The following is a 17,136-nucleotide window of genomic DNA, read 5'->3' on the forward strand; positions in this document are numbered from 1 at the left end:
CTCACGCGCTGAGGTGTTCTATCAGTATCTTTATTCCAAGACTGATCAACGCGATACCGCCTGCCAGTTCAGCTTTCTTCCCGAGCTTCGTCCCGATCCGAGCGCCAGCTACGTATCCGCTCGCGCATAGCACGCCGGTCACCCCGCCTATCACAAGGCACGCGACCGGTATCGGCACACCGAGTAGCGGGAGGGCGACTCCCGCAGCGGCGGCATCAATGCTCGTAGCGAATGCGGCGACCAGTAGGCCCAAGGGTGAGAGTGGCCCTCTTGCGACCGTCTCGGTCTCTTTTGAGCGAGCCTCCCTGATCATTCGCAGGCCAAGGACCGTCAGCAGCGCGAACGCGATCCAGTGGTCAATTGACCTGAAGGTCTCTGCGAAAGCGACGCCTAGCAGCCAGCCGACCAACGGCATGAGGCCTTGTGCTAAACCGAATGCGCTCCCGAGGATCAGAGCATCAATCTTGCGACCTTTGCCTGCGGCACCCCGCACGAGCGACACGGCGAAGGCGTCCATTGCCAGTGCGAGGGAGAGAAGAAGAAGTGCAAACATGGTGTTCCGTTATCAGACCGCGCAGCAACTATCAGCCGGACTTTCCTGAAAAATCGCCCGTCAGTCTTGAAGCTTGTCGCGCCGCACTTCTGCGCTTGCGTCGCGCAGGATCTCGACGCCTCCCTTGATCGCGATCGCGGCTACCGCCACGCCGACGAGCAGGTCCGGCCAGTTGCGGCCGGTCCAGAGAACCAGGGCCCCTGCCACCACGATCCCGCCGTTCGAGATGAAGTCGTTCAAGCTGAAGGTGGTCGCCGCGCGCATGTTCACGTCCGGCTCCTCCACCCGCTTGAGCAGCCAAAGGCAGATCCCGTTCACCACGGCGCCTGCCAGGGCCATGGCGATCATCGTCGGCCCGAGCGGTTCGCTGCCGGTAAGGTAACGCCGCGCCGCATCGAACAGCACGCCAGCGGCGAACAGGAGAAGCAGCACGCCGGAGGCTCGCGCCGCGCCTCGCTTCCAGGCCGCCGAGCGGGTGAGCGCCAGCAGGCTGATAATATAGACAAGCGCATCTGACGCGTTGTCGAGGCCGTTGGCGATGAGCGAGCTGGAATCCGCCGTCGCGCCGGTGATGCCAAAGGCCGCGGCCAGCGCGACGTTCAGCAGCAGGACGATCCAGAGGGTCCGCCGCTGCTCGGCGGTGTCCAGCGAGATGTGCTCTTCGCTCATGTCGTCGCCTCGTCAACCTCGGACCCGACGCCGGCTGCCGGATCCCGGCGTTCGCCGTAGCGAGCGTAGAGCGTCGGCAGGACGAAGAGCGTCAGCAGCGTCGCCGAGATCAGCCCGCCGATGACCACGGTCGCCAGCGGCTTCTGCACCTCGGCGCCGGCCCCGTGTCCGAACGCCATCGGCACAAATCCAAGCGAAGCGACGAGCGCCGTCATCGCGACCGGCCGGAGTCGAACAAGCGCACCCTCCCGCGCGGCGGCGGCTCGCTCCAGGCCTCGGCGCAGCAGGTCTTGAATCGAGGTGACCATCACCAGGCCGTTGAGGACGGCCACGCCCGAGAGCGCGATGAAGCCGACTGCAGCGGAGATCGAGAACGGCATGCCCCGCAGGGCCAGCGCCAAGGCGCCGCCCACGAGCGCAAGCGGAACACCGGTGAAGACGATGAGCGCGTCGCGGATCGATCCAAGCGCTCCGTAGAGGAGCAGCATGATGACGGCGAAGCAGACCGGCACCACGATCATCAGGCGGTCCCTCGCGGATGCGAGGTTCTCGAACTGGCCGCCCCATTCGAGGTATGTGCCGGCGGGCAGCTTCACCCGTGCATCGATCGCCGCCCTTGCGTCGTCGACCACGCTCGACACGTCCCGGCCTCGCACGTTCGCCTGGACGACGACGCGCCGTTTGCCGTTCTCGCGGCTGATCTGGTTGGGCCCGTCCACGATCGCGATGTCGGCGACGGTGGAGAGCGGCACGAACGCGCCGTCAGGCGTCGGCACCGGCACCTTCGCGATCGCGGTCAGATCGGAACGGGCGGCCTCGGGCAGCCTGATGACGACCGGGAAGCGGCGGTCGCCCTCGAAGATCATGCCTGCTTGGCGGCCGCCGATCGTCGCGGAGACCGTGTCCTGGACATCGGCCGCCGTCACGCCGACCCGCGACATCGCCGTCCTATTGGGGCGGATGTCGAGCATCGGCAGGCCCTCCGTCTGCTCGACGCGCACGTCTGTGGCACCTTCCGTCCGCCGCAGCACGTCGGCGATGGCTTCGGCGGTCGCGTTCATCTGTGCGAAGTCGTCGCCGAACACCTTCACGGCCACGTCGCCGCGCACGCCCGCGATGAGCTCGTTGAAGCGCATCTGGATCGGCTGGGTGATCTCGTAGGCGTTGCCGGGGATTGATGAGAGGCGCTTTTCCAGGCGCTCGACCAACTCGGCCTTTGCGAGGTCCGGATCGGGCCAGTCGTCGCGGGGCTTCAGGATCACGAAGGTGTCGCTGATGTTGGGCGGCATGGGATCGGAGGCGATCTCCGAGGTGCCGGTGCGCGAGAACGCGAAGGCGACCTCGGGCTGCTTGGCGATCGCCCGCTCGACCTGCGACTGCATCGCCTGGCTCTGGTCGACCGAAGTGCCGGGAATGCGGATCGCCTGGACGAGGAGATTGCCCTCGTCGAGCTGCGGCAGGAACTCCTGGCCGAGGGTTGCGAACGTGACGCCGCCGAGGGCGAGCGCGCCCAGCGCTATGCCGAGGGTCGCGCTGGGGCGGCGCATCGCCTTGTCGAGGCCCGGTTCGTAGCGCTCGCGCAGCCAGCCGAGCGCCCGGCTTTCCTTCTCCTCCACCCGCTTCGACAGCCAGATGGCGATCGCCGCCGGGACGAACGTGAGAGACAGGACGAATGCGAAGGCCAGGGCGATGATCACCGTGAGCGCCATTGGCTCGAAGGTCTTGCCCTCGACCCCCGTGAAAGTGAGCAGCGGCGCGAACACGAGGATAATGATCGCCTGTCCGTATACAGAAGGCCGGATCATCTCCCGCGCCGAGGCCGCGACGATGTCGAGGCGTTCGCGCAATGACAGCACATCGCCGCGGTCGTGCTGCGCGTGCGCGAGCCGGCGCAGCGAGTTCTCGACGATGATGACGGCGCCATCGACGATCAGGCCGAAGTCGAGCGCGCCAAGGCTCATGAGGTTCGCCGAGACCCCGGCACGGAGCATGCCGATGCTGGTGAGCAGCATCGTAATCGGAATGACGAGGGCTGCTATCAGTGCCGCGCGGAAATTTCCCAGCAGAGCGAAGAGCACGACGATGACGAGCAGTGCGCCTTCGCCGAGATTGCGCGCGACTGTCGCGATGGTCGAGTTGACCAAGTCGGTCCGATTGAGCACGGGCTTGACGATGACGTCCACCGGGAGGGACCGGCCGAGGCCCTGCAGGCGTTCGGCGACGGCGGTGGACACGGTCCGGCTGTTCTCGCCGATACGCATCACGGCAGTGCCCACGACGACCTCGCGCCCATTCTCGGAAGCCGAACCCATGCGAAGGCCTTGGCCGATCTGAACGGCCGCAACCTGGCTGAGGACGATCGGGACGCCCTCGCGGGTGGCGATCACGGTGGCGGCCAGTTCGTCGGCGTTGCGGACACGGCCATCGGCTCGAACGGACAGACCTTCGCCGTTGCGGTTGACGATGCCAGCGCCCACGCTGGTGTTGTTGCGCTCGAGCGCCTTGGCGAGGTCCTCAAGCGTGATCTTCATCGAGGCCATGCGCTGGACGTCCGGAACGACCAGGTATTCCTTGTTATAGCCGCCGAGCGAGTCGATGCCAGCGAGGCCGGCGGTGCCCTTAAGCTGGGGCGTCACGATCCAGTCCTGCACGGTGCGCAAATAGGTCGCCTTGTCGGCCTCGCTGACGAGGTGGTCGCCCTCCGGCGTGATGTAGCTGCCGTCCTTCTGCAGCCCGGGCTCGCCGTTCTTGTGGTTGACGCTGTCGAGCTCGCGGAACTCGACGGTCCACATGAAGATGTCGCCGAGGCCCGTGGCGATCGGCCCCATCTCCGGGTTCACGCCGTCCGGCAGGTCCTCCTCCGCCGTGCGGAGCCGTTCTGCCACCTGCGCCCGCGCGAAGTAGATGTCGGTGCCCTCGTCAAAGACGGCGGTGACCTGCGCGAAGCCGTTGCGGCTGAGCGAGCGCGTGTATTCGAGCCCGGGAATGCCGGCGAGCGCCGTCTCCACGGTGAACGCGACCTGCTTCTCGACCTGGTCCGGCGAGAGCGCGGGCGCGACCACGTTGATCTGCACCTGGTTGTTGGTGATGTCGGGGACGGCGTCGATAGGCAGGCGCTGGAGCGCGAACATGCCGAGGATGGATGCGGCGGCTGTGAGCAGCAGGACGAGCCAGCGCCGCTCGACTGAGAAAGTGACGATGCGTGCGATCATGGCTCAGTGCTCGTCGTGGCCGGCTTCGCCCTTGCCGAGCTCCGCCTTGAGGGTGAAGCTGTTGGCCGAGGCGATCTGCTCGCTTCCGGTAAGCCCGGACAGGACAGTCACCTGGCCGCCGTTGGTCCGGCCTAGCGTGACGGGCACCGCCTTGAACCCGGTCGGAGTGCGCACGAACACGTGCGGCCGGTCCTCGATCATCTGGACCGAAGTCGAGGGCACCGCGACGGTGCGGTCGCCACTTGCCGGAACGATGATCGAGGCGTTGACCGTCTCTCCCACGCGCCAGATTCCGCCATTGTTGGCGAGCCTCGCGATCACCGGCACGAGCCGGGTCGTCTCGTCGAGCACGGGCGAGACGAACGTGACCCGCGCCTCCTGGCGCCGCCCGGCCGCGGTGACCGTGACCCCTGCGCCCGGCCTCACCCGCCCCGCGTCGGCCGGCAGGAGCGACATCGCGATCGACACCTGCGAGAGGTTGGCGACGCGGAACAACTCGGCGTCGGCAGCCACGGTCTGGCCGAGCGTGGCCGAGCGGGCGATGACTTGGCCTGAGATCGGCGCGCGGACCGCGATGCGGTTGAGCGCTCCGCCGCCGCCGCCGGTCGCGGCCAGCTGCTGCTGGGCGAGCCGCAGGGCGACGTTGGCCTCGGTCGCGGCCGTGCGGGCGGCAACGAGGTCCTGCTCGGGGGAGACGCGCTCGGCGAACAGTCGCTGCTCGCGGCGCAGGTTGGTCTGCGCGAGCGCGGCCCTGGCACGCGCGGCTTCGACCTCGGCCTTCAGTGAAGCGGCCTCGCGGCTCTCGAGGATGGCCATTGCGTCGCCGCGGCTGACGGGCTGTCCGAGGTTGCGCGTCAGGGAGACGACACGGCCACCGATGGCGGCCGAGACGACCTGCACCCCCTGCGGATCGCCCTCGACGGTGCCGCTGATCTCGATCGCGCCGGCCTCCCCGCCGATGGTGGGTCGGACTATGGCGATGCCGGCCTCGGCGATCTGCTGCGGCGAGAGGCTCACCGCGCCCTCGTCGGCATGGGACTCCTTCTCGCCGCGCTCCCCGCCGGCCTTCTCCTCGGGCTGGCTTCCCCCGCAGCCGGCCAGGGCCAGCGCCAGGGTGACGGGCGCAAGCGCCCGCAGGTATTTGCTCGTCATGGCTGGTCCTCGGTGATGGGCGTGCGGGCGGTAAGCCGCGTCAGTCGCGCCTCGGCGTCGTGGTATGCGGCAAGCGCGTCGATCGCGGCCGCCCTGGTTTCTGCGAGCGTGCGCTCGGCCTCGAGCAGGTCGAGCTGGCCGAACTTGCCCTCGCGATAGCCGATCCGGGCGATGCGCGCCGCCTCCTGCGCGGCCGCCAAGGCCGGTCCCGCCGCGTTGCGGGCGTTGGCCTCGGCGTCGGCGAGATCGTTCTCCGCCGCCGCGATCGCCTGTTCCGCCTCGATCCTTGCGGCGCGTGCGAGCGCCGCAGCCTGGTCCCGCTGGGCCTGGGCGGCATCGACCGCCGCCCTGCCGTTGTTGAACAGCGGGAGGGGAATGCTCACCCCGACGACCGCCGCTACGTCGTTGGTGGCCTCGAGGCGGCGTGCGCCGGCGCTGACGGTCAGGTCGCCGATCCTCTGGCTCCGCGCGAGGCGGAGCTGCGCGTCCGCGATGTCGGTGTCCGCTCGCGCGGTGGCGAGCGCCAGGCTTCCCTGGCTTGAGGCTGCCGGCCGTGGACCAAGAGCCACGTGGTCGAACCAAGCGGTGTCGATCTCCCCGGGGTCACGCCCGATGAGCCGCGAAAGGTTGGCACGGGCGAGCCGGGCCGCACGGTCGGCGCGATCGGCGGCGGTCTCGGCGTTCACCCGCGCCACTTCGGCTCGCTCCGCCTCGAGCGGCGAGGCGCGCCCGGCCCGGACGCGCACCTGCGCCACGCGTAGACCCTCGCGGGCGAAACCCGCCTGCTCGCGCATGATCGAGGTCCGCAGTTCGGCGGCCGCGAGCGTGCTGAACGCCTGCGTCACCCGCAGCGCGAGGTCGGCCTCGGCCACCGAGGCTGCGAGGCCTGCGCGGCGCGTCTCCGCGTCGGCCACGCCGATGCGCGCGGACCGCTTGCCGCCGAGTTCGATGGGCAGCGACAGGCTGGCCGTGGCCTCGACGGACTGGATGCCGGCGTAGGGACCACTGCCGGCCACGTTCTCGGCTTCGAGGCTGGCCGTGGGATTTGGCCGCAGGCCAGCGACCCGACGCTGGGCCCGGGCCGCGCGGAGGCCTGCGCTGGCGGCTTCCACGGCCGGAGCGCCGGCGCCGGCGAGTTCGAGTGCCTGCGGCAGGGTGAGGCGCTCCCCGCCGGGCGGGGCGCTCTACGCCTGCGCGGCCTGTGCGCAGAGCGCTGCGGCGAGGACGGCCGCGATGACACGATGCATGTTGATTGCTCCTGACGATGTGGGCTGCGGCGCGCGTTCACGCGCACGCGGTCACGGCGTCAGGCTATCGGCGGTCTCAGTTCGGCCAGCGGAACGACGGGCGTGCCGAGGGTGACGGGGGCTATGTTTGGCGAGACACCGCCAACGAGCGCCGGTCTCAGGACTTGGCCATCCGAGGGTGCAGCGAGGTGGTGCCCGCTGCAGGTGCCATGGTGATGAGCCTGGCCCTTTTCACCGTCCCGCTTCTGGTCGCGATCCCCGTCGCTGTGGCCTTCGGCGATCGCTTCTGTGCCAGGCAGGCAGATCCGCTCGGCCGCGTGCGCGACCCCGCCCGTCGCCAGCGACAGGGCGAGCGCGATGCCGATCAGGATGCCGACCATGCGAGCCATGCGGCGCCCGATAGCATTTCGAGGACCGCGCGTCACCCGATGGCACGCAAGCTCCTCCATCAGGAACCCGCGCCGAAGCGTGCTACCCCGGTTCACACCGCCCTCCGTTCGCGGCTTCCGGTGGCTTCAGGCGTCGACGCAAGTTCGCCACCGGCCTGCCGCATGATCTGGATGCCTCCGGAGATGCCGAGCCCAGCCATGATCGCCGCCACGAACAGGTCAGGCCATGCCGTGCCGGTGCCGAACACGCCCGCTGCTGCGAGCACTACGGCGACGTTGCCGATGGCGTCGTTCCTCGAGCATATCCAGACCGAGCGCATGTTCGCGTCACCGCTGCGGAAGCGGTAGAGCATGAGCGCCACCGCGCCGTTCGCGACGAGCGCCGCGATGCCCACGATCCCCATCAGTTCGGCCTCGGGCGTCCGGCCGTGCCAGACCGCCCAGACCGTGGATGCCAGCACGTAGAGGCCGAGGACCGCCAGCGTGGCGCCCTTGAGCATCGCGGCTCGGGCGCGCCAGGCGAGCGCCATGCCGGCGACGCCGAGACCGATGGCGTAGTTCGCCGCGTCGCCGAGGAAGTCTAGCGCGTCGGCCTGGAGCGCCTTCGACCCGCCCGCGACGCCGGCGGCCATCTCGGCCGCGAACATCGCGCCGTTGACGCCGAGCGCGATCCAAAGCGCCCGGCGCCAGGCGGGATCGTTGCTCGGGCTTACCTTGTCCGATGGGCAGCTGGTGCAGGCCATTTCCACCCCGAAAGAATCGTAGTGGAAGCCTATATGCACCCTGTAGTAGCTACAGGCTCAAGAGGTTTTTTTCATGACGGCGATCACCATAGGGCGGCTGTCCACGGCGACGGGCGTGAAGATCGAGACGATCCGCTACTACGAGCGCGCGGGACTGATCGATCCGCCGGCGCGCACCGAGGGGAACTACCGTTCCTACGGCGCCGACGACGTGTGGCCCGGCTTGGATTCATCCGTCGGACCCGGGACTTGGGCTTCAGCCTGGAGGAGATCCGGGCGCTGCTGGACCTCGCTGGGCAGCGGGATCGGGACTGCGGCGAGGTAGATGCGCTGGCAAGCCAGCATCTCGTCGAGGTTGACCGCAAGATCGCCGACCTGCAGTCGCTTCGCCGGCAGCTTTCGGCGGCCATCTCCACCTGCGCGGGCGGCACGGTCGCGGAATGCCGCATTCTCGAGGCGTTTTCGAGCGATATGGCGAATGTGCAGAACGGAGCTCAGGGGTAGGCGAGAATGGCAACGATGAACATCAGGGTGGACGACCTGGCCGGGTTGAAGGCGTGCTTGGCCGAGTTCGGCGAGGATGTTCTGTTCCGCGGACAGACGCAGCACTACGGCCCGGCGAACCGGCCCTCCGCCACCACGTCGTTCGATCGGCACGGCTGCATTCCGACCGAGATGCTTCGATGGGGCCGCTACGCTGACGAGGTGCTGGGCGCGTTCACCGGCCAGCACTCCGATCTGGCGCTGAACCAGGCGATTCTGCAACACTACGGGTGGCGGTCGTTCTATCTCGATTGTTCGGGCGAGGCGTCCGTCTCGGCGTGGTTCGCTGGGAACCGGTATTCCGACAAACTCACCGCAGAACTCTGTGAGGACTGCGACGAGCGCCCGTTGTTCCTTCGCAAGAAGATGGCGAGCTACGAGGCCGCCGATGGTGTCGGTCATCTCTACGTGCTTGATCGGGCGGCTTGCCAGGCGGTCGGCCTGACAGATCTGACGGCCATCGCCCTAGAAGGCGCCCGGACCCGTGCCAGCGTCCAGCGGGCCTACCTCCTCGGACCGTTACGCAACGCGCCGCTGCCGGCCAAGTGCTTTGTCGCGCACATAGAGGCGGATTGCGCCACCTTTCGCGAGTTCGCCGCAGAAGCCGGTCTCGTCTCTACAGGTGACGTTTTCCCCCCGTCCACCGAGGATCCTATCCTCGATGCGCTGCTTAGTCTGCCCTGGATCCCGATACCGGGCGTAGAGAACCCGCTGGGTGATATTCCGGCATTCCGCCGCGGGATCGAGCTGCCGGAATACGACGACAGCTTCGTGAAGATCGCCTCGCCTGTGGTTGCATTCTATCGTGGCGGGAAGATCGAGGACTTCTTCGATCAGGTTGATGGTTTTTCTGGCGGGATCGGCGTCCAGGTTCCCGAAATCACCCTTTTCGGTTCGCCCGATCGAGGCTTCCCGCGCGTCTACCCAAAGGTCATGCAGATGCTGCGGGAGCACGGGGGCATCGTGTTCGAGGCGCCAACGCTGGTTAAGTTTCCCCAGCACGCCGGCGGCCTGTTCTATCAGAAGGGGCTAGCGCTCGATCTCGTCGAGCCCGACCTCGTTCACCTCGGCGCGCTGATGGTGCGGCATCCCGGCCAGGAGATTGATGCAGTAGGTGTTGATCGCGGCTGGTATCACCGCGTTGGCGAGGATGGCGTGTGGCGGCGCGAACCGCGGGATGACGATTGCCCCTGCGGAACGGACTGGCCCCACGAGCGGCATCTGGCGTCGCTCTGCATCGTCGAGCACTTCCTCGCCGAGCCGGCCGAGTTCGACGACTGAGGCGGGTATTTAACCCCATTGACCGTTCAGTTGTGCGAGCAACGCTTGTCGTTGCCGGCCTTGCTGGCCACGCTTAGGTCAGAAACGCATGGATGGTCACGAGCCCGGGTCGATATGGCCAACCGGTTCCTTCGAGGAGGAGCAGATCCGCGAGGTGTACTCGCGCTATGGCTTGGCGATGTATATGGCTCAGGTGCTCGAGCATGGCATGGTCAACGCTGACATCGTCATGCGCACGCTGGGCACCAAGGCGTCGCACGACAATGAAGCAAGCTGGCATGTCGCGTTCGACGCGGCCTACGAGGTTGGCCTCGCCAGGACCTATGGCAACATGCTGAAGCAGATCGAAGGATTGGAGGGCTTCCCGCCGGACCTCCTGGCACGGCTCAGGCAGGCGAAGGAAGATCGCGACGTGCTGGCCCATCGCTTCTTCTGGCAGAACGACATAGCTTTCATGAGCCCGCAGGGGAGGACGGCGATGATCGCCTGGTGTGAGGCGCGGGTCGAGCTCTTCAAGGAACTGTCTGACGAGGTTGACGCCTTCATCCGGCCGATCAGCGAGCGCCACGGCATCTCCGACGAATGGATCGAGCAGGCAATGGAGCTGTCGCTGAAGCAAGCCGAGGGCTGGCAAGTAGGTGATTAACCAGCATACCACGCCGATCGGCATGGTATTAGCCTAGGACGCGTCATAACGGGAGATGATGATGCCAAGTTGGACACTGCTTCCGGACGCGATGATCGCTCGATTTCTGGGCCGCTCGGCGGTCCTGGTCGCAACACTAGCGGCGATATCGGCCACCCCCGCGCCTGCGTTCGCCGACGACGCGCGGCTGCACACCTTCCACTGCGTCGAAGCCTGCCCGCTCGGCGCACCGGAGAACGCGGACACGATCGTGCGCGAGATCTACACGCTGTCGGCCGATCCGCTGACTAAGATGGCGGTCTGGGTCGCCTACCGGATCACCCCGGAGACCGTCGGCAAGTCGCAGTCGCGGGGGTGGAGCGTGGATCCCTGGCTGGCGCCGGAAGAGACGCTGGAGGAGCAGGACTACGACGGTGCCAACGAAGCCCTCGGCGTGGATCGTGGGCACCAGGCCCCGCTCGCGGCGTTTTCCGGCACGCCGTTCTGGCCCGACACCAACAGGCTGTCCAACATCACGCCGCAGTCATCAGCGCTGAACCAGGCGAGCTGGCAGCGGCTCGAGGCCCGCGAGACGCGGCTTGCGCAGAAGGAGAAGGTTGCCGTTCACGTGCTGACCGGCCCATTGTTCGAGCGCCTCATGCGTCCGATGCCCGGCGCCGATGAGCGGCACCGCGTGCCCTCGGGCTATTGGAAGGTGGTCGTCACTCTCGATGGCCGTATGACCGCGTTCATCTTCGACCAGGATACACCGCGCGCAGCTAACTACTGCGGGATGCGCCGCTCGCTCGACGAGGTGGAGCTTCGCGCACGGCTTCGGCTCTTCCCCATGCGCACCGCACCATTCACACCGCTCGATCAGGAATTGGGCTGCGCCGAGCCAGCGCCAAGTGGCGGCGCGGGCGAGACGCCGGCGTCGGAGCCCGTTCGACCCTGATCAGGTCGTCGGCGGAGGCGCAGTCGCGGCTGGCAACCGTGGAATCCTGATCTCCTGGCCCGGGAATATCTCGTCCGGATCGTCGAGCACGTCCTGGTTCGCTTCGAGGATGTGCGGCCAGAGGTCTGCCTTGCCGTAGTGCCGATGCGCATAGGTGCTCAGCAGGTCGCCAACCTTGACTTTCTCGGTCGCCAGCAGGTCGGCGGGCGGGATGAAGTCCCACGGTCCCATGGCGTCGAGCTGATGGGCCACCTTGGCGAGTGAATCTGGCCGGTAGGGTTTGCCACCCAGCCGTTCCGCCGGGGTGCGCCAGCGGCGGATGGCGCTCGCGGAAAGCTGCCAGAGATGCTTTGGGCCATCGCGGTCGTCCTTGGCGAGCTGCGTCATGCTCCATTCGGGGTCGGCCTCGTTCACCAGCGGCGCGAGCGGATCGGGGCGGAAGCCGTGGATGCGCGTGCCCACGGTAGTATCCAGCTTCAGCCCGGCCCGCTTGGCGCCAGCGAGGACCCAGGCGAGCGCGTCGTCGGACAGGCCGCGGATATCGCCGCCGCCGCCGACCGACCCGTGCACGCCGGGAAACCAGCGCTCCTGATAGGGCGCCTTGGGATCTTCGTTCTCGAAGCCCGCGGCGGTATTCAGCGTGACGAGGTCACCGAACAGCACGGGCGGAAACAACTCGCGCCGCTCGTCGATGGCGACTGCGTGCCGCGCGCTTTCGACGAAGGAGTCCAGGCTGGGATCATGGAAGTCGTATTCGCTATTGAGCCAGCCGCTGAAGGGCAGGATCTCGGGGACGCCGAGGGCGCCCACCGTATCCCAAACGCCCAGGAACTTGACCCTGAGCTGCGGAGCGCTGCCCGCCACGTAGCCGGGCTGATTCGCGCAGCGCCAGTCGTCGTCGGCCGTGCCGATGCAGACCTTGTTAGAGAACTCGGCGCGGAATCGGCGCATCGCCTCGCCGGCACCGTCCTTGCCCTCCTTGCGCTCCTGGTAAAGCTTCACCGCCTCGTCGATCCGGCCGACGTGGAGCCGGTGGAGCGGGCCGACGTGGCGGATGAAGCCGACGAAGGTCCGAGCGCTGTATGCGCCGCGCGAGAAGCCGAAGACGTAGATCTCGTCGCCCGGGTCGTAGTTGAAGACGAGGAAGCGGTAGGCCTCGCGCACGTTATCGATGAGGCCGGTGCCGAACATTCCGCCGCGCAGCGAGTCGAGGGCACCGGTGCCGACGCCCTCGTCGTAGTGGATGATCTGCGCGACGCCCTTCTTGTCTATGCGGTCGATGCTTGCGGCCGTGAGCACCACGTTGGTGGCGAGATCGGGAACGAGCTTGTTCCACGTCCCGTCGAAGCAGAACACCAAGCGCTTCATGCAACTTCCTCCACCGCCATTTGACCGCGCGGCCCATATAGGGTGCATCGGCGCTGGTGGAAACTACGCAGGGTCAGCGTGCATCTCCAATGGCGACGGCCGAATGGTCCGTCTGCGGATTCCCGGACGATCCCGCTGCCTTGCGCTCCGAATAACGGTCGACCAGCTGCGCTGCGTGAGGCCGCATAAGCACGGTGATGCGCACCAGTTCCTCCATCACGTCTACGATCCGGTCGTAGTAGGCAGAAGCCTTCATACGCCCGTCCTCGTCGAACTCCTTGTAGGCCATGGCGACCGAGGACTGGTTGGGGATGGTGAACATGCGCATCCAGCGCCCGAGCAGGCGCAGCGTGTTGACCGCATTGAACGACTGCGATCCGCCCGAGACCTGCATGACGGCGAGCGTCCGACCCTGGGTTGGCCGCATGCCCTTCATCTCGAGCGGCAGGTGGTCGATCTGCGCCTTCATGATGCCGGTGATTTGCCCGTGCCGCTCGGGGCTGCACCAGACGTGCCCTTCGGACCACATCGAGAGCTCGCGGAGCTCATGGACGGCGGGGTGGTCGTCGCCGTGTACCTGATCGGGAAGCGGCAGGTCCGAGGGGTCGAAGATGCGCGTTTCGGCGCCGAACAGCTGCAGCAACCGTGCGGCTTCCTCAACCGCGAAGCGCGAGAATGAACGCTCGCGCAGCGAACCGTAGAGCAGCAGGATCCTGGGGCGCGGCTCGACATCTCCCAGGCCAATTGCTGGCCGCGCGATGAGGTATCGATCATCTAGCGCCGGGAAGGCGTCCGGCGCAGGGAGATTCCGGACGCGCATCATGCGGTCCTCGGCGCGAGAAGGATCACCGCCGCGCCCACGAGGCAAAGCGATGCGCCGATCAGGTCCCAGCGATCCGGGCGCAGTCCTTCGATGGCCCAGAGCCAGGCTAGCGATGCGCAGATGTAGACCCCGCCGTATGCGGCGTAGGCCCGTCCTGCCGCGTCGCTATCGACGAGGGTGAGTAGCCAGGCGAACAGCGCCAGCGACACCATTCCGGGAAGCAGCCAGAGTGGCGACCTGTCCAACCGAAGCCATGCCCAGAACGCGAAGCAGCCGCCGATCTCTGCGAGGGCCGCGCCGATGTAGATGGGGATGGTCATGCCGAGCGCTCATACCAGAGGCGGCTGCGCTTCACGATCGAGACGACCGAGAGCATCACCGGGACCTCGACCAGCACGCCCACCACCGTGGCAAGGGCCGCGCCCGAGTTCAGGCCGAAGATCGAGATCGCGGCCGCGACCGCGAGCTCGAAGAAGTTCGACGCCCCGATCAGCGCGGCCGGAGCGGCGACGCACCACGCGACGCCGAGGCGCTTCGACAGCCAGTAGGCGAGACCCGCGTTGAAGTAGACCTGAATGAGGATCGGCACGGCGAGGAGCGCGATGACGAGCGGCTGCGCGAGGATCTGCTCGCCCTGAAAGCCGAAGAGCAGCACGAGCGTCGTCAGCAGCGACACCAGCGAGACGGGGCCGAGCGCTGCGAGCAGCCGATTGAGCGCCGCATTGCTGCCGTTCGCCAGAACCGCAATTCGGATCAGCTGAGCGACGATCACCGGCGCCACGATGTAGAGCGCGACCGAGAGCAGCAAGGTGTCCCAAGGCACTGTTATGGAGGCCACGCCAAGGAGAAGACCCACCAGCGGGGCGAATGCGAACACCATGATCAGATCGTTGAGCGCGACTTGGCTGAGCGTGTAGTTGGGCTCGCCATCGCACAGGTTTGACCAGACGAATACCATGGCCGTGCATGGCGCTGCGGCCAGCAGGATCAGCCCGGCGATGTAGCTCTCGATCTGCGCCTCCGGCAGCAGCGGTCTGAACAGCCAGCCGATGAACACGGTGCCGAGCAGTGCCATGGAGAACGGTTTGACCGCCCAGTTGATGAACAGCGTGACGCCGACGCCCCGGGCGTGCTCGCGCACCCGTCCCATCGCGGCGAAGTCGATCTTCAGCAGCATCGGGATGATCATCAGCCAGATGAGCAAAGCCACGGGCAGGTTCACGCGGGCGACCTCCGCCGCGGCGATCGCGCCGAAGAGACCCGGCAGCGCTGCACCCAGGCCGATGCCGACGATGATGCAGAGCGCCACCCAAACGGAGAGGTAGCGCTCGAACGTCGAGATCGCGGGCTTGGCGGTTGTGGTGGGCGAGGTGGACATTTCAATCAGCCCGGGCATCGGCCTTCACCACCTCGCCGTCCTCCTTGATGAAGTCGGTGGCGAGGGGCGTCGCGAGGACTTCGAGCACTGCTTCGGACGGACGGCAAAGCCGCACACCCCGTGGTGTCTCGACGAGGGGGCGATTGATCAGCAGGGGGTGTTCGACCATCGCGTCGATTAGCTGGTCATCGCTGAGCGTCGGGTCGGCGAGGCCGAGATCCGCATATGGCGTGCCCTTCTGGCGGAGCAGGTCTCGGGGCGATAGGCCCGCGTCGCGCATGAGCTGGACCAGCCGCTCCCGCGAGGGCGGATCCTGAAGATACTCGACGATGGCCGGTTCGGTGCCGCTGGCGCGGATGATCGCCAGGGTGTTGCGCGAGGTCCCGCAGGCCGGGTTGTGGTAGATGGTCGTGGTCATTCGCAATTCCCATTGGGTGAGCAGGAGAGCGGGTCGCTGATGCGGGGCCCGCAGAGTTCTGGGCGGCCTTGGCAGCAGTCCTCGGTCAGGAATCCAAGGAGTTCGCGCGTGCCCTCGTAGTCGGCCACGTAGATTACGGTGCGCCCTTCACGGTGCGATCGCACAAGGCGCGCCCGCTCCAGCAGCCCGAGATGATGCGACATGGTGGACGGCTGGGCTGACAGGGTGCTTGCGATGCTGCCTGCGGTCATCCCGCTGGGACCCGCCCGGATCAGCATCCGGAACACGTTCAGCCGCGTGTCTTGGGCAAGCGCGGCGAGCGCTTCAACAGCTCTATCTTGCTCCACTCTAAACCCTCGGTTTGACGATCATCGAACTATTCGATGATCGTCAAAGAGTCAACGTCGAGGAAGCTTTCAACGTGGGATTGTGGTCGCCGGTCGGATGCTGAGGTATACGTCTGGCATGGCAGGAAACCGGTCGGACCTCGAACGCGCACTCTTCGGCATCTCGCGTATTGACGAGCTGATGGGACGCAGCGCGCTGGACGTGATCAGGCGCGACCTGGGGATGTCCATCGGCAAAGCGGAAGTGGGCTCCGCTTTGGACGTGGCGCGCGCGTCGGTTCTGAACATCGAACGGCTCGGTTTGGGCGCAACGATGGACAGGTTTCAGGGGCTGGCCCGGAACGATCTCGGTGTCGGCAAGATCATCCGCGATCTGGCCGAACAGCAGCGGCGGATGAGTGGGATCATCGATCGGGTTGGCGGCATCGGCGAGCTTGATCGACTTCGCATCGGCAATTGGGCCGCCGCGCTGCAGGGGCCGAAGGTGGCCGACATGTCGATCATCGGCTCCGGCTTCGCCGAGATCGCCGCCGACCTTGCTCGCGCTAGGGGCCGGCTGGGGGATTTTGGCGCCGCTGTGGGAACCTCGCAGCTGGGCAAGACGCTGGCCTCGATCGGCCTTCCCGATGACGTTCGATCTGCGATCGCGGGCACGAGCCTCAAGATGTCGGTCATCGCGGGCGTGGGGGACATGCGGGGCATCGATGGCTCGTCCTACGACGAGGCGGTGCGGAGCCTGATGGGCGGATGGCGGACGCGCCCCGACCTGCCGCCAAGCTTCTGGCGGGACCGCCGGGTTCGAGAGCGCCACTACCGGCGTGCGGAGGTCGACTCCGGATTGGTCGCCGCACCTCCTTTGGTGGCGGTGGAGGTCATGATCGAAAGCGGACTCGCCGCCGGCGGACGCGATGAGGACGGCGCCGTCGCGCTGTTCTCGTTCGGAGGGGTTTCGGTGTCGATCCGCGCGACGGACGCACAGATCGACGCCTACCGCGGTGTCCTGGCCTTCGAGCGGCGATTGCGGGAATTCCTCGCAGAGAAGCTCCTCGCACACGCGGGTCCGAAGTGGTTCAAGCAGCGTGTCGACCAGGGGGTGTTCGCCAAGGCCAAAGGCGTCCGGGAGTCGGCGCTGAAGTCGGGTGAGCAGTCGTCGGCCCTGATCAACTACACGGAGCTCGGCGAGCTGAAGGACGTGATCCTCCGCAAGGACAACTGGGAGCAGGTGTTCGAGGTGATCTTCGTCAACCGCCAGCGCTTCGATCACGACATGCTGACGCTGATGGCCGTCCGCCGGCCGGCAGCCCACGCCCGCATGGTTGACAGCACCCAGATGCTCGAGGCGCTGCTGGTGATGAAGCGTCTCGACGACCGGATGAGCGACGATGGCGGGTGGAGTCTCGCGGCAGCCTCGGACGAGTAGCGAGCCCGGCTTT

General features: G+C 67.0%; 19 protein-coding genes. 6 read left to right on the forward strand and 13 right to left on the reverse strand.

Features of this window, described 5'->3' with window-relative positions:
* Nucleotide 1 precedes the first annotated feature (1 nt).
* The 7 genes from AC07X9_RS14540 to AC07X9_RS14570 all read right to left on the reverse strand — a co-directional run bounded on the left by AC07X9_RS14540 (nucleotide 2) and on the right by AC07X9_RS14570 (nucleotide 7,965).
* A complete protein-coding gene (locus AC07X9_RS14540; protein WP_086485814.1) occupies nucleotides 2–553 on the reverse strand; it encodes a manganese efflux pump MntP in 552 nt (183 codons plus the stop codon).
* A 60-nt stretch (nucleotides 554–613) separates the two neighbouring features.
* Nucleotides 614–1,222, reverse strand: coding sequence for a cation efflux transmembrane domain-containing protein (locus AC07X9_RS14545; RefSeq protein ID WP_086485813.1), 609 nt, complete (start codon nucleotides 1,220–1,222; stop codon nucleotides 614–616).
* Nucleotides 1,219–4,434, reverse strand: a complete 3,216-nt coding sequence (locus tag AC07X9_RS14550) for an efflux RND transporter permease subunit (RefSeq protein WP_086485812.1) — start codon at nucleotides 4,432–4,434, stop codon at nucleotides 1,219–1,221. Before AC07X9_RS14550 ends, AC07X9_RS14545 begins: the two co-directional genes overlap by 4 nt.
* 3 nt (nucleotides 4,435–4,437) lie before the next feature.
* On the reverse strand, nucleotides 4,438–5,586 hold the full coding sequence (locus AC07X9_RS14555) for an efflux RND transporter periplasmic adaptor subunit (protein WP_086485898.1): 1,149 nt from the start codon (nucleotides 5,584–5,586) through the stop codon (nucleotides 4,438–4,440).
* Entirely contained in the window at nucleotides 5,583–6,740 is a 1,158-nt protein-coding gene (locus AC07X9_RS14560; RefSeq protein WP_369596856.1) for a TolC family protein, read from the reverse strand. The genes AC07X9_RS14555 and AC07X9_RS14560 overlap by 4 nt, the downstream gene beginning before the upstream one ends.
* 152 nt (nucleotides 6,741–6,892) lie before the next feature.
* On the reverse strand, nucleotides 6,893–7,222 hold the full coding sequence (locus AC07X9_RS14565) for a hypothetical protein (RefSeq protein ID WP_140159593.1): 330 nt from the start codon (nucleotides 7,220–7,222) through the stop codon (nucleotides 6,893–6,895).
* A gap of 92 nt (nucleotides 7,223–7,314) precedes the next feature.
* Entirely contained in the window at nucleotides 7,315–7,965 is a 651-nt protein-coding gene (locus AC07X9_RS14570) for a cation efflux transmembrane domain-containing protein (protein WP_086485810.1), read from the reverse strand.
* 73 nt (nucleotides 7,966–8,038) lie between these two features.
* On the opposite strand from AC07X9_RS14570, the gene AC07X9_RS14575 reads away from it, so the two are divergent.
* The 5 genes from AC07X9_RS14575 (at nucleotide 8,039) to AC07X9_RS14595 (ending at nucleotide 11,369) form a co-directional block, all read left to right on the forward strand.
* Nucleotides 8,039–8,290: a MerR family DNA-binding transcriptional regulator gene (locus AC07X9_RS14575; RefSeq protein WP_369596838.1), complete on the forward strand. Its 252-nt coding sequence runs from the start codon at nucleotides 8,039–8,041 to the stop codon at nucleotides 8,288–8,290.
* On the forward strand, nucleotides 8,215–8,469 hold the full coding sequence (locus tag AC07X9_RS14580) for a MerR family DNA-binding protein (RefSeq protein ID WP_369596837.1): 255 nt from the start codon (nucleotides 8,215–8,217) through the stop codon (nucleotides 8,467–8,469). The genes AC07X9_RS14575 and AC07X9_RS14580 overlap by 76 nt, the downstream gene beginning before the upstream one ends.
* A gap of 6 nt (nucleotides 8,470–8,475) precedes the next feature.
* Nucleotides 8,476–9,789 (forward strand): hypothetical protein, encoded by a 1,314-nt coding sequence (locus AC07X9_RS14585; RefSeq protein WP_086485809.1) that lies wholly within the window; start codon nucleotides 8,476–8,478, stop codon nucleotides 9,787–9,789.
* An 88-nt stretch (nucleotides 9,790–9,877) separates the two neighbouring features.
* Entirely contained in the window at nucleotides 9,878–10,435 is a 558-nt protein-coding gene (locus AC07X9_RS14590; protein ID WP_086485808.1) for a hypothetical protein, read from the forward strand.
* Between the two features lie 55 nt (nucleotides 10,436–10,490).
* Nucleotides 10,491–11,369: a DNA/RNA non-specific endonuclease gene (locus AC07X9_RS14595; RefSeq protein ID WP_086485807.1), complete on the forward strand. Its 879-nt coding sequence runs from the start codon at nucleotides 10,491–10,493 to the stop codon at nucleotides 11,367–11,369.
* On the opposite strand, the gene AC07X9_RS14600 is transcribed toward AC07X9_RS14595, so the two are convergent.
* The 6 genes from AC07X9_RS14600 to AC07X9_RS14625 form a co-directional block, all read right to left on the reverse strand.
* Nucleotides 11,370–12,737 carry a phospholipase effector Tle1 domain-containing protein gene (locus AC07X9_RS14600; RefSeq protein ID WP_086485806.1) on the reverse strand — a complete coding sequence of 456 codons (1,368 nt, stop codon included), beginning with the start codon at nucleotides 12,735–12,737 and terminating at the stop codon, nucleotides 11,370–11,372.
* Between the two features lie 73 nt (nucleotides 12,738–12,810).
* Nucleotides 12,811–13,560 carry an arsenical resistance protein ArsH gene (gene arsH, locus AC07X9_RS14605; RefSeq protein ID WP_086485805.1) on the reverse strand — a complete coding sequence of 250 codons (750 nt, stop codon included), beginning with the start codon at nucleotides 13,558–13,560 and terminating at the stop codon, nucleotides 12,811–12,813.
* Complete coding sequence (locus tag AC07X9_RS14610; RefSeq protein WP_086485804.1) at nucleotides 13,557–13,880, reverse strand: YnfA family protein; 324 nt, start codon at nucleotides 13,878–13,880, stop codon at nucleotides 13,557–13,559. The genes arsH and AC07X9_RS14610 overlap by 4 nt, the downstream gene beginning before the upstream one ends.
* Nucleotides 13,877–14,956: an ACR3 family arsenite efflux transporter gene (arsB, locus tag AC07X9_RS14615; RefSeq protein ID WP_411778949.1), complete on the reverse strand. Its 1,080-nt coding sequence runs from the start codon at nucleotides 14,954–14,956 to the stop codon at nucleotides 13,877–13,879. The genes AC07X9_RS14610 and arsB overlap by 4 nt, the downstream gene beginning before the upstream one ends.
* On the reverse strand, nucleotides 14,940–15,356 hold the full coding sequence (gene arsC, locus AC07X9_RS14620) for an arsenate reductase (glutaredoxin) (RefSeq protein ID WP_086485899.1): 417 nt from the start codon (nucleotides 15,354–15,356) through the stop codon (nucleotides 14,940–14,942). Before arsC ends, arsB begins: the two co-directional genes overlap by 17 nt.
* Nucleotides 15,353–15,703 (reverse strand): ArsR/SmtB family transcription factor, encoded by a 351-nt coding sequence (locus AC07X9_RS14625; protein ID WP_086485802.1) that lies wholly within the window; start codon nucleotides 15,701–15,703, stop codon nucleotides 15,353–15,355. Before AC07X9_RS14625 ends, arsC begins: the two co-directional genes overlap by 4 nt.
* Nucleotides 15,704–15,821: 118 nt before the next feature.
* Between AC07X9_RS14625 and AC07X9_RS14630 the strand changes: the two genes are divergently transcribed.
* On the forward strand, nucleotides 15,822–17,123 hold the full coding sequence (locus AC07X9_RS14630; protein WP_086485801.1) for a hypothetical protein: 1,302 nt from the start codon (nucleotides 15,822–15,824) through the stop codon (nucleotides 17,121–17,123).
* Nucleotides 17,124–17,136: the final 13 nt, after the last annotated feature.

This window comes from Sphingobium sp. GW456-12-10-14-TSB1, assembly GCF_059424385.1.

Excerpts from the sequence above, each read along its gene's own strand:
- AC07X9_RS14565 (WP_140159593.1), bottom strand. The coding sequence starts at position 7,222 with ATGGCTCGCATGGTCGGCATCCTGATCGGCATCGCGCTCGCCCTGTCG.
- AC07X9_RS14545 (WP_086485813.1), bottom strand. The coding sequence starts at position 1,222 with ATGAGCGAAGAGCACATCTCGCTGGACACCGCCGAGCAGCGGCGGACC.
- arsB (WP_411778949.1), bottom strand. The coding sequence starts at position 14,956 with ATGCCCGGGCTGATTGAAATGTCCACCTCGCCCACCACAACCGCCAAG.
- AC07X9_RS14585 (WP_086485809.1), top strand. The coding sequence starts at position 8,476 with ATGGCAACGATGAACATCAGGGTGGACGACCTGGCCGGGTTGAAGGCG.
- AC07X9_RS14590 (WP_086485808.1), top strand. The coding sequence starts at position 9,878 with ATGGATGGTCACGAGCCCGGGTCGATATGGCCAACCGGTTCCTTCGAG.
- AC07X9_RS14570 (WP_086485810.1), bottom strand. The coding sequence starts at position 7,965 with ATGGCCTGCACCAGCTGCCCATCGGACAAGGTAAGCCCGAGCAACGAT.
- arsC (WP_086485899.1), bottom strand. The coding sequence starts at position 15,356 with ATGACCACGACCATCTACCACAACCCGGCCTGCGGGACCTCGCGCAAC.
- AC07X9_RS14610 (WP_086485804.1), bottom strand. The coding sequence starts at position 13,880 with ATGACCATCCCCATCTACATCGGCGCGGCCCTCGCAGAGATCGGCGGC.
- AC07X9_RS14555 (WP_086485898.1), bottom strand. The coding sequence starts at position 5,586 with ATGACGAGCAAATACCTGCGGGCGCTTGCGCCCGTCACCCTGGCGCTG.
- AC07X9_RS14540 (WP_086485814.1), bottom strand. The coding sequence starts at position 553 with ATGTTTGCACTTCTTCTTCTCTCCCTCGCACTGGCAATGGACGCCTTC.
- AC07X9_RS14600 (WP_086485806.1), bottom strand. The coding sequence starts at position 12,737 with ATGAAGCGCTTGGTGTTCTGCTTCGACGGGACGTGGAACAAGCTCGTT.
- AC07X9_RS14550 (WP_086485812.1), bottom strand. The coding sequence starts at position 4,434 with ATGATCGCACGCATCGTCACTTTCTCAGTCGAGCGGCGCTGGCTCGTC.
- AC07X9_RS14575 (WP_369596838.1), top strand. The coding sequence starts at position 8,039 with ATGACGGCGATCACCATAGGGCGGCTGTCCACGGCGACGGGCGTGAAG.
- arsH (WP_086485805.1), bottom strand. The coding sequence starts at position 13,560 with ATGATGCGCGTCCGGAATCTCCCTGCGCCGGACGCCTTCCCGGCGCTA.
- AC07X9_RS14595 (WP_086485807.1), top strand. The coding sequence starts at position 10,491 with ATGATGATGCCAAGTTGGACACTGCTTCCGGACGCGATGATCGCTCGA.
- AC07X9_RS14630 (WP_086485801.1), top strand. The coding sequence starts at position 15,822 with ATGGCAGGAAACCGGTCGGACCTCGAACGCGCACTCTTCGGCATCTCG.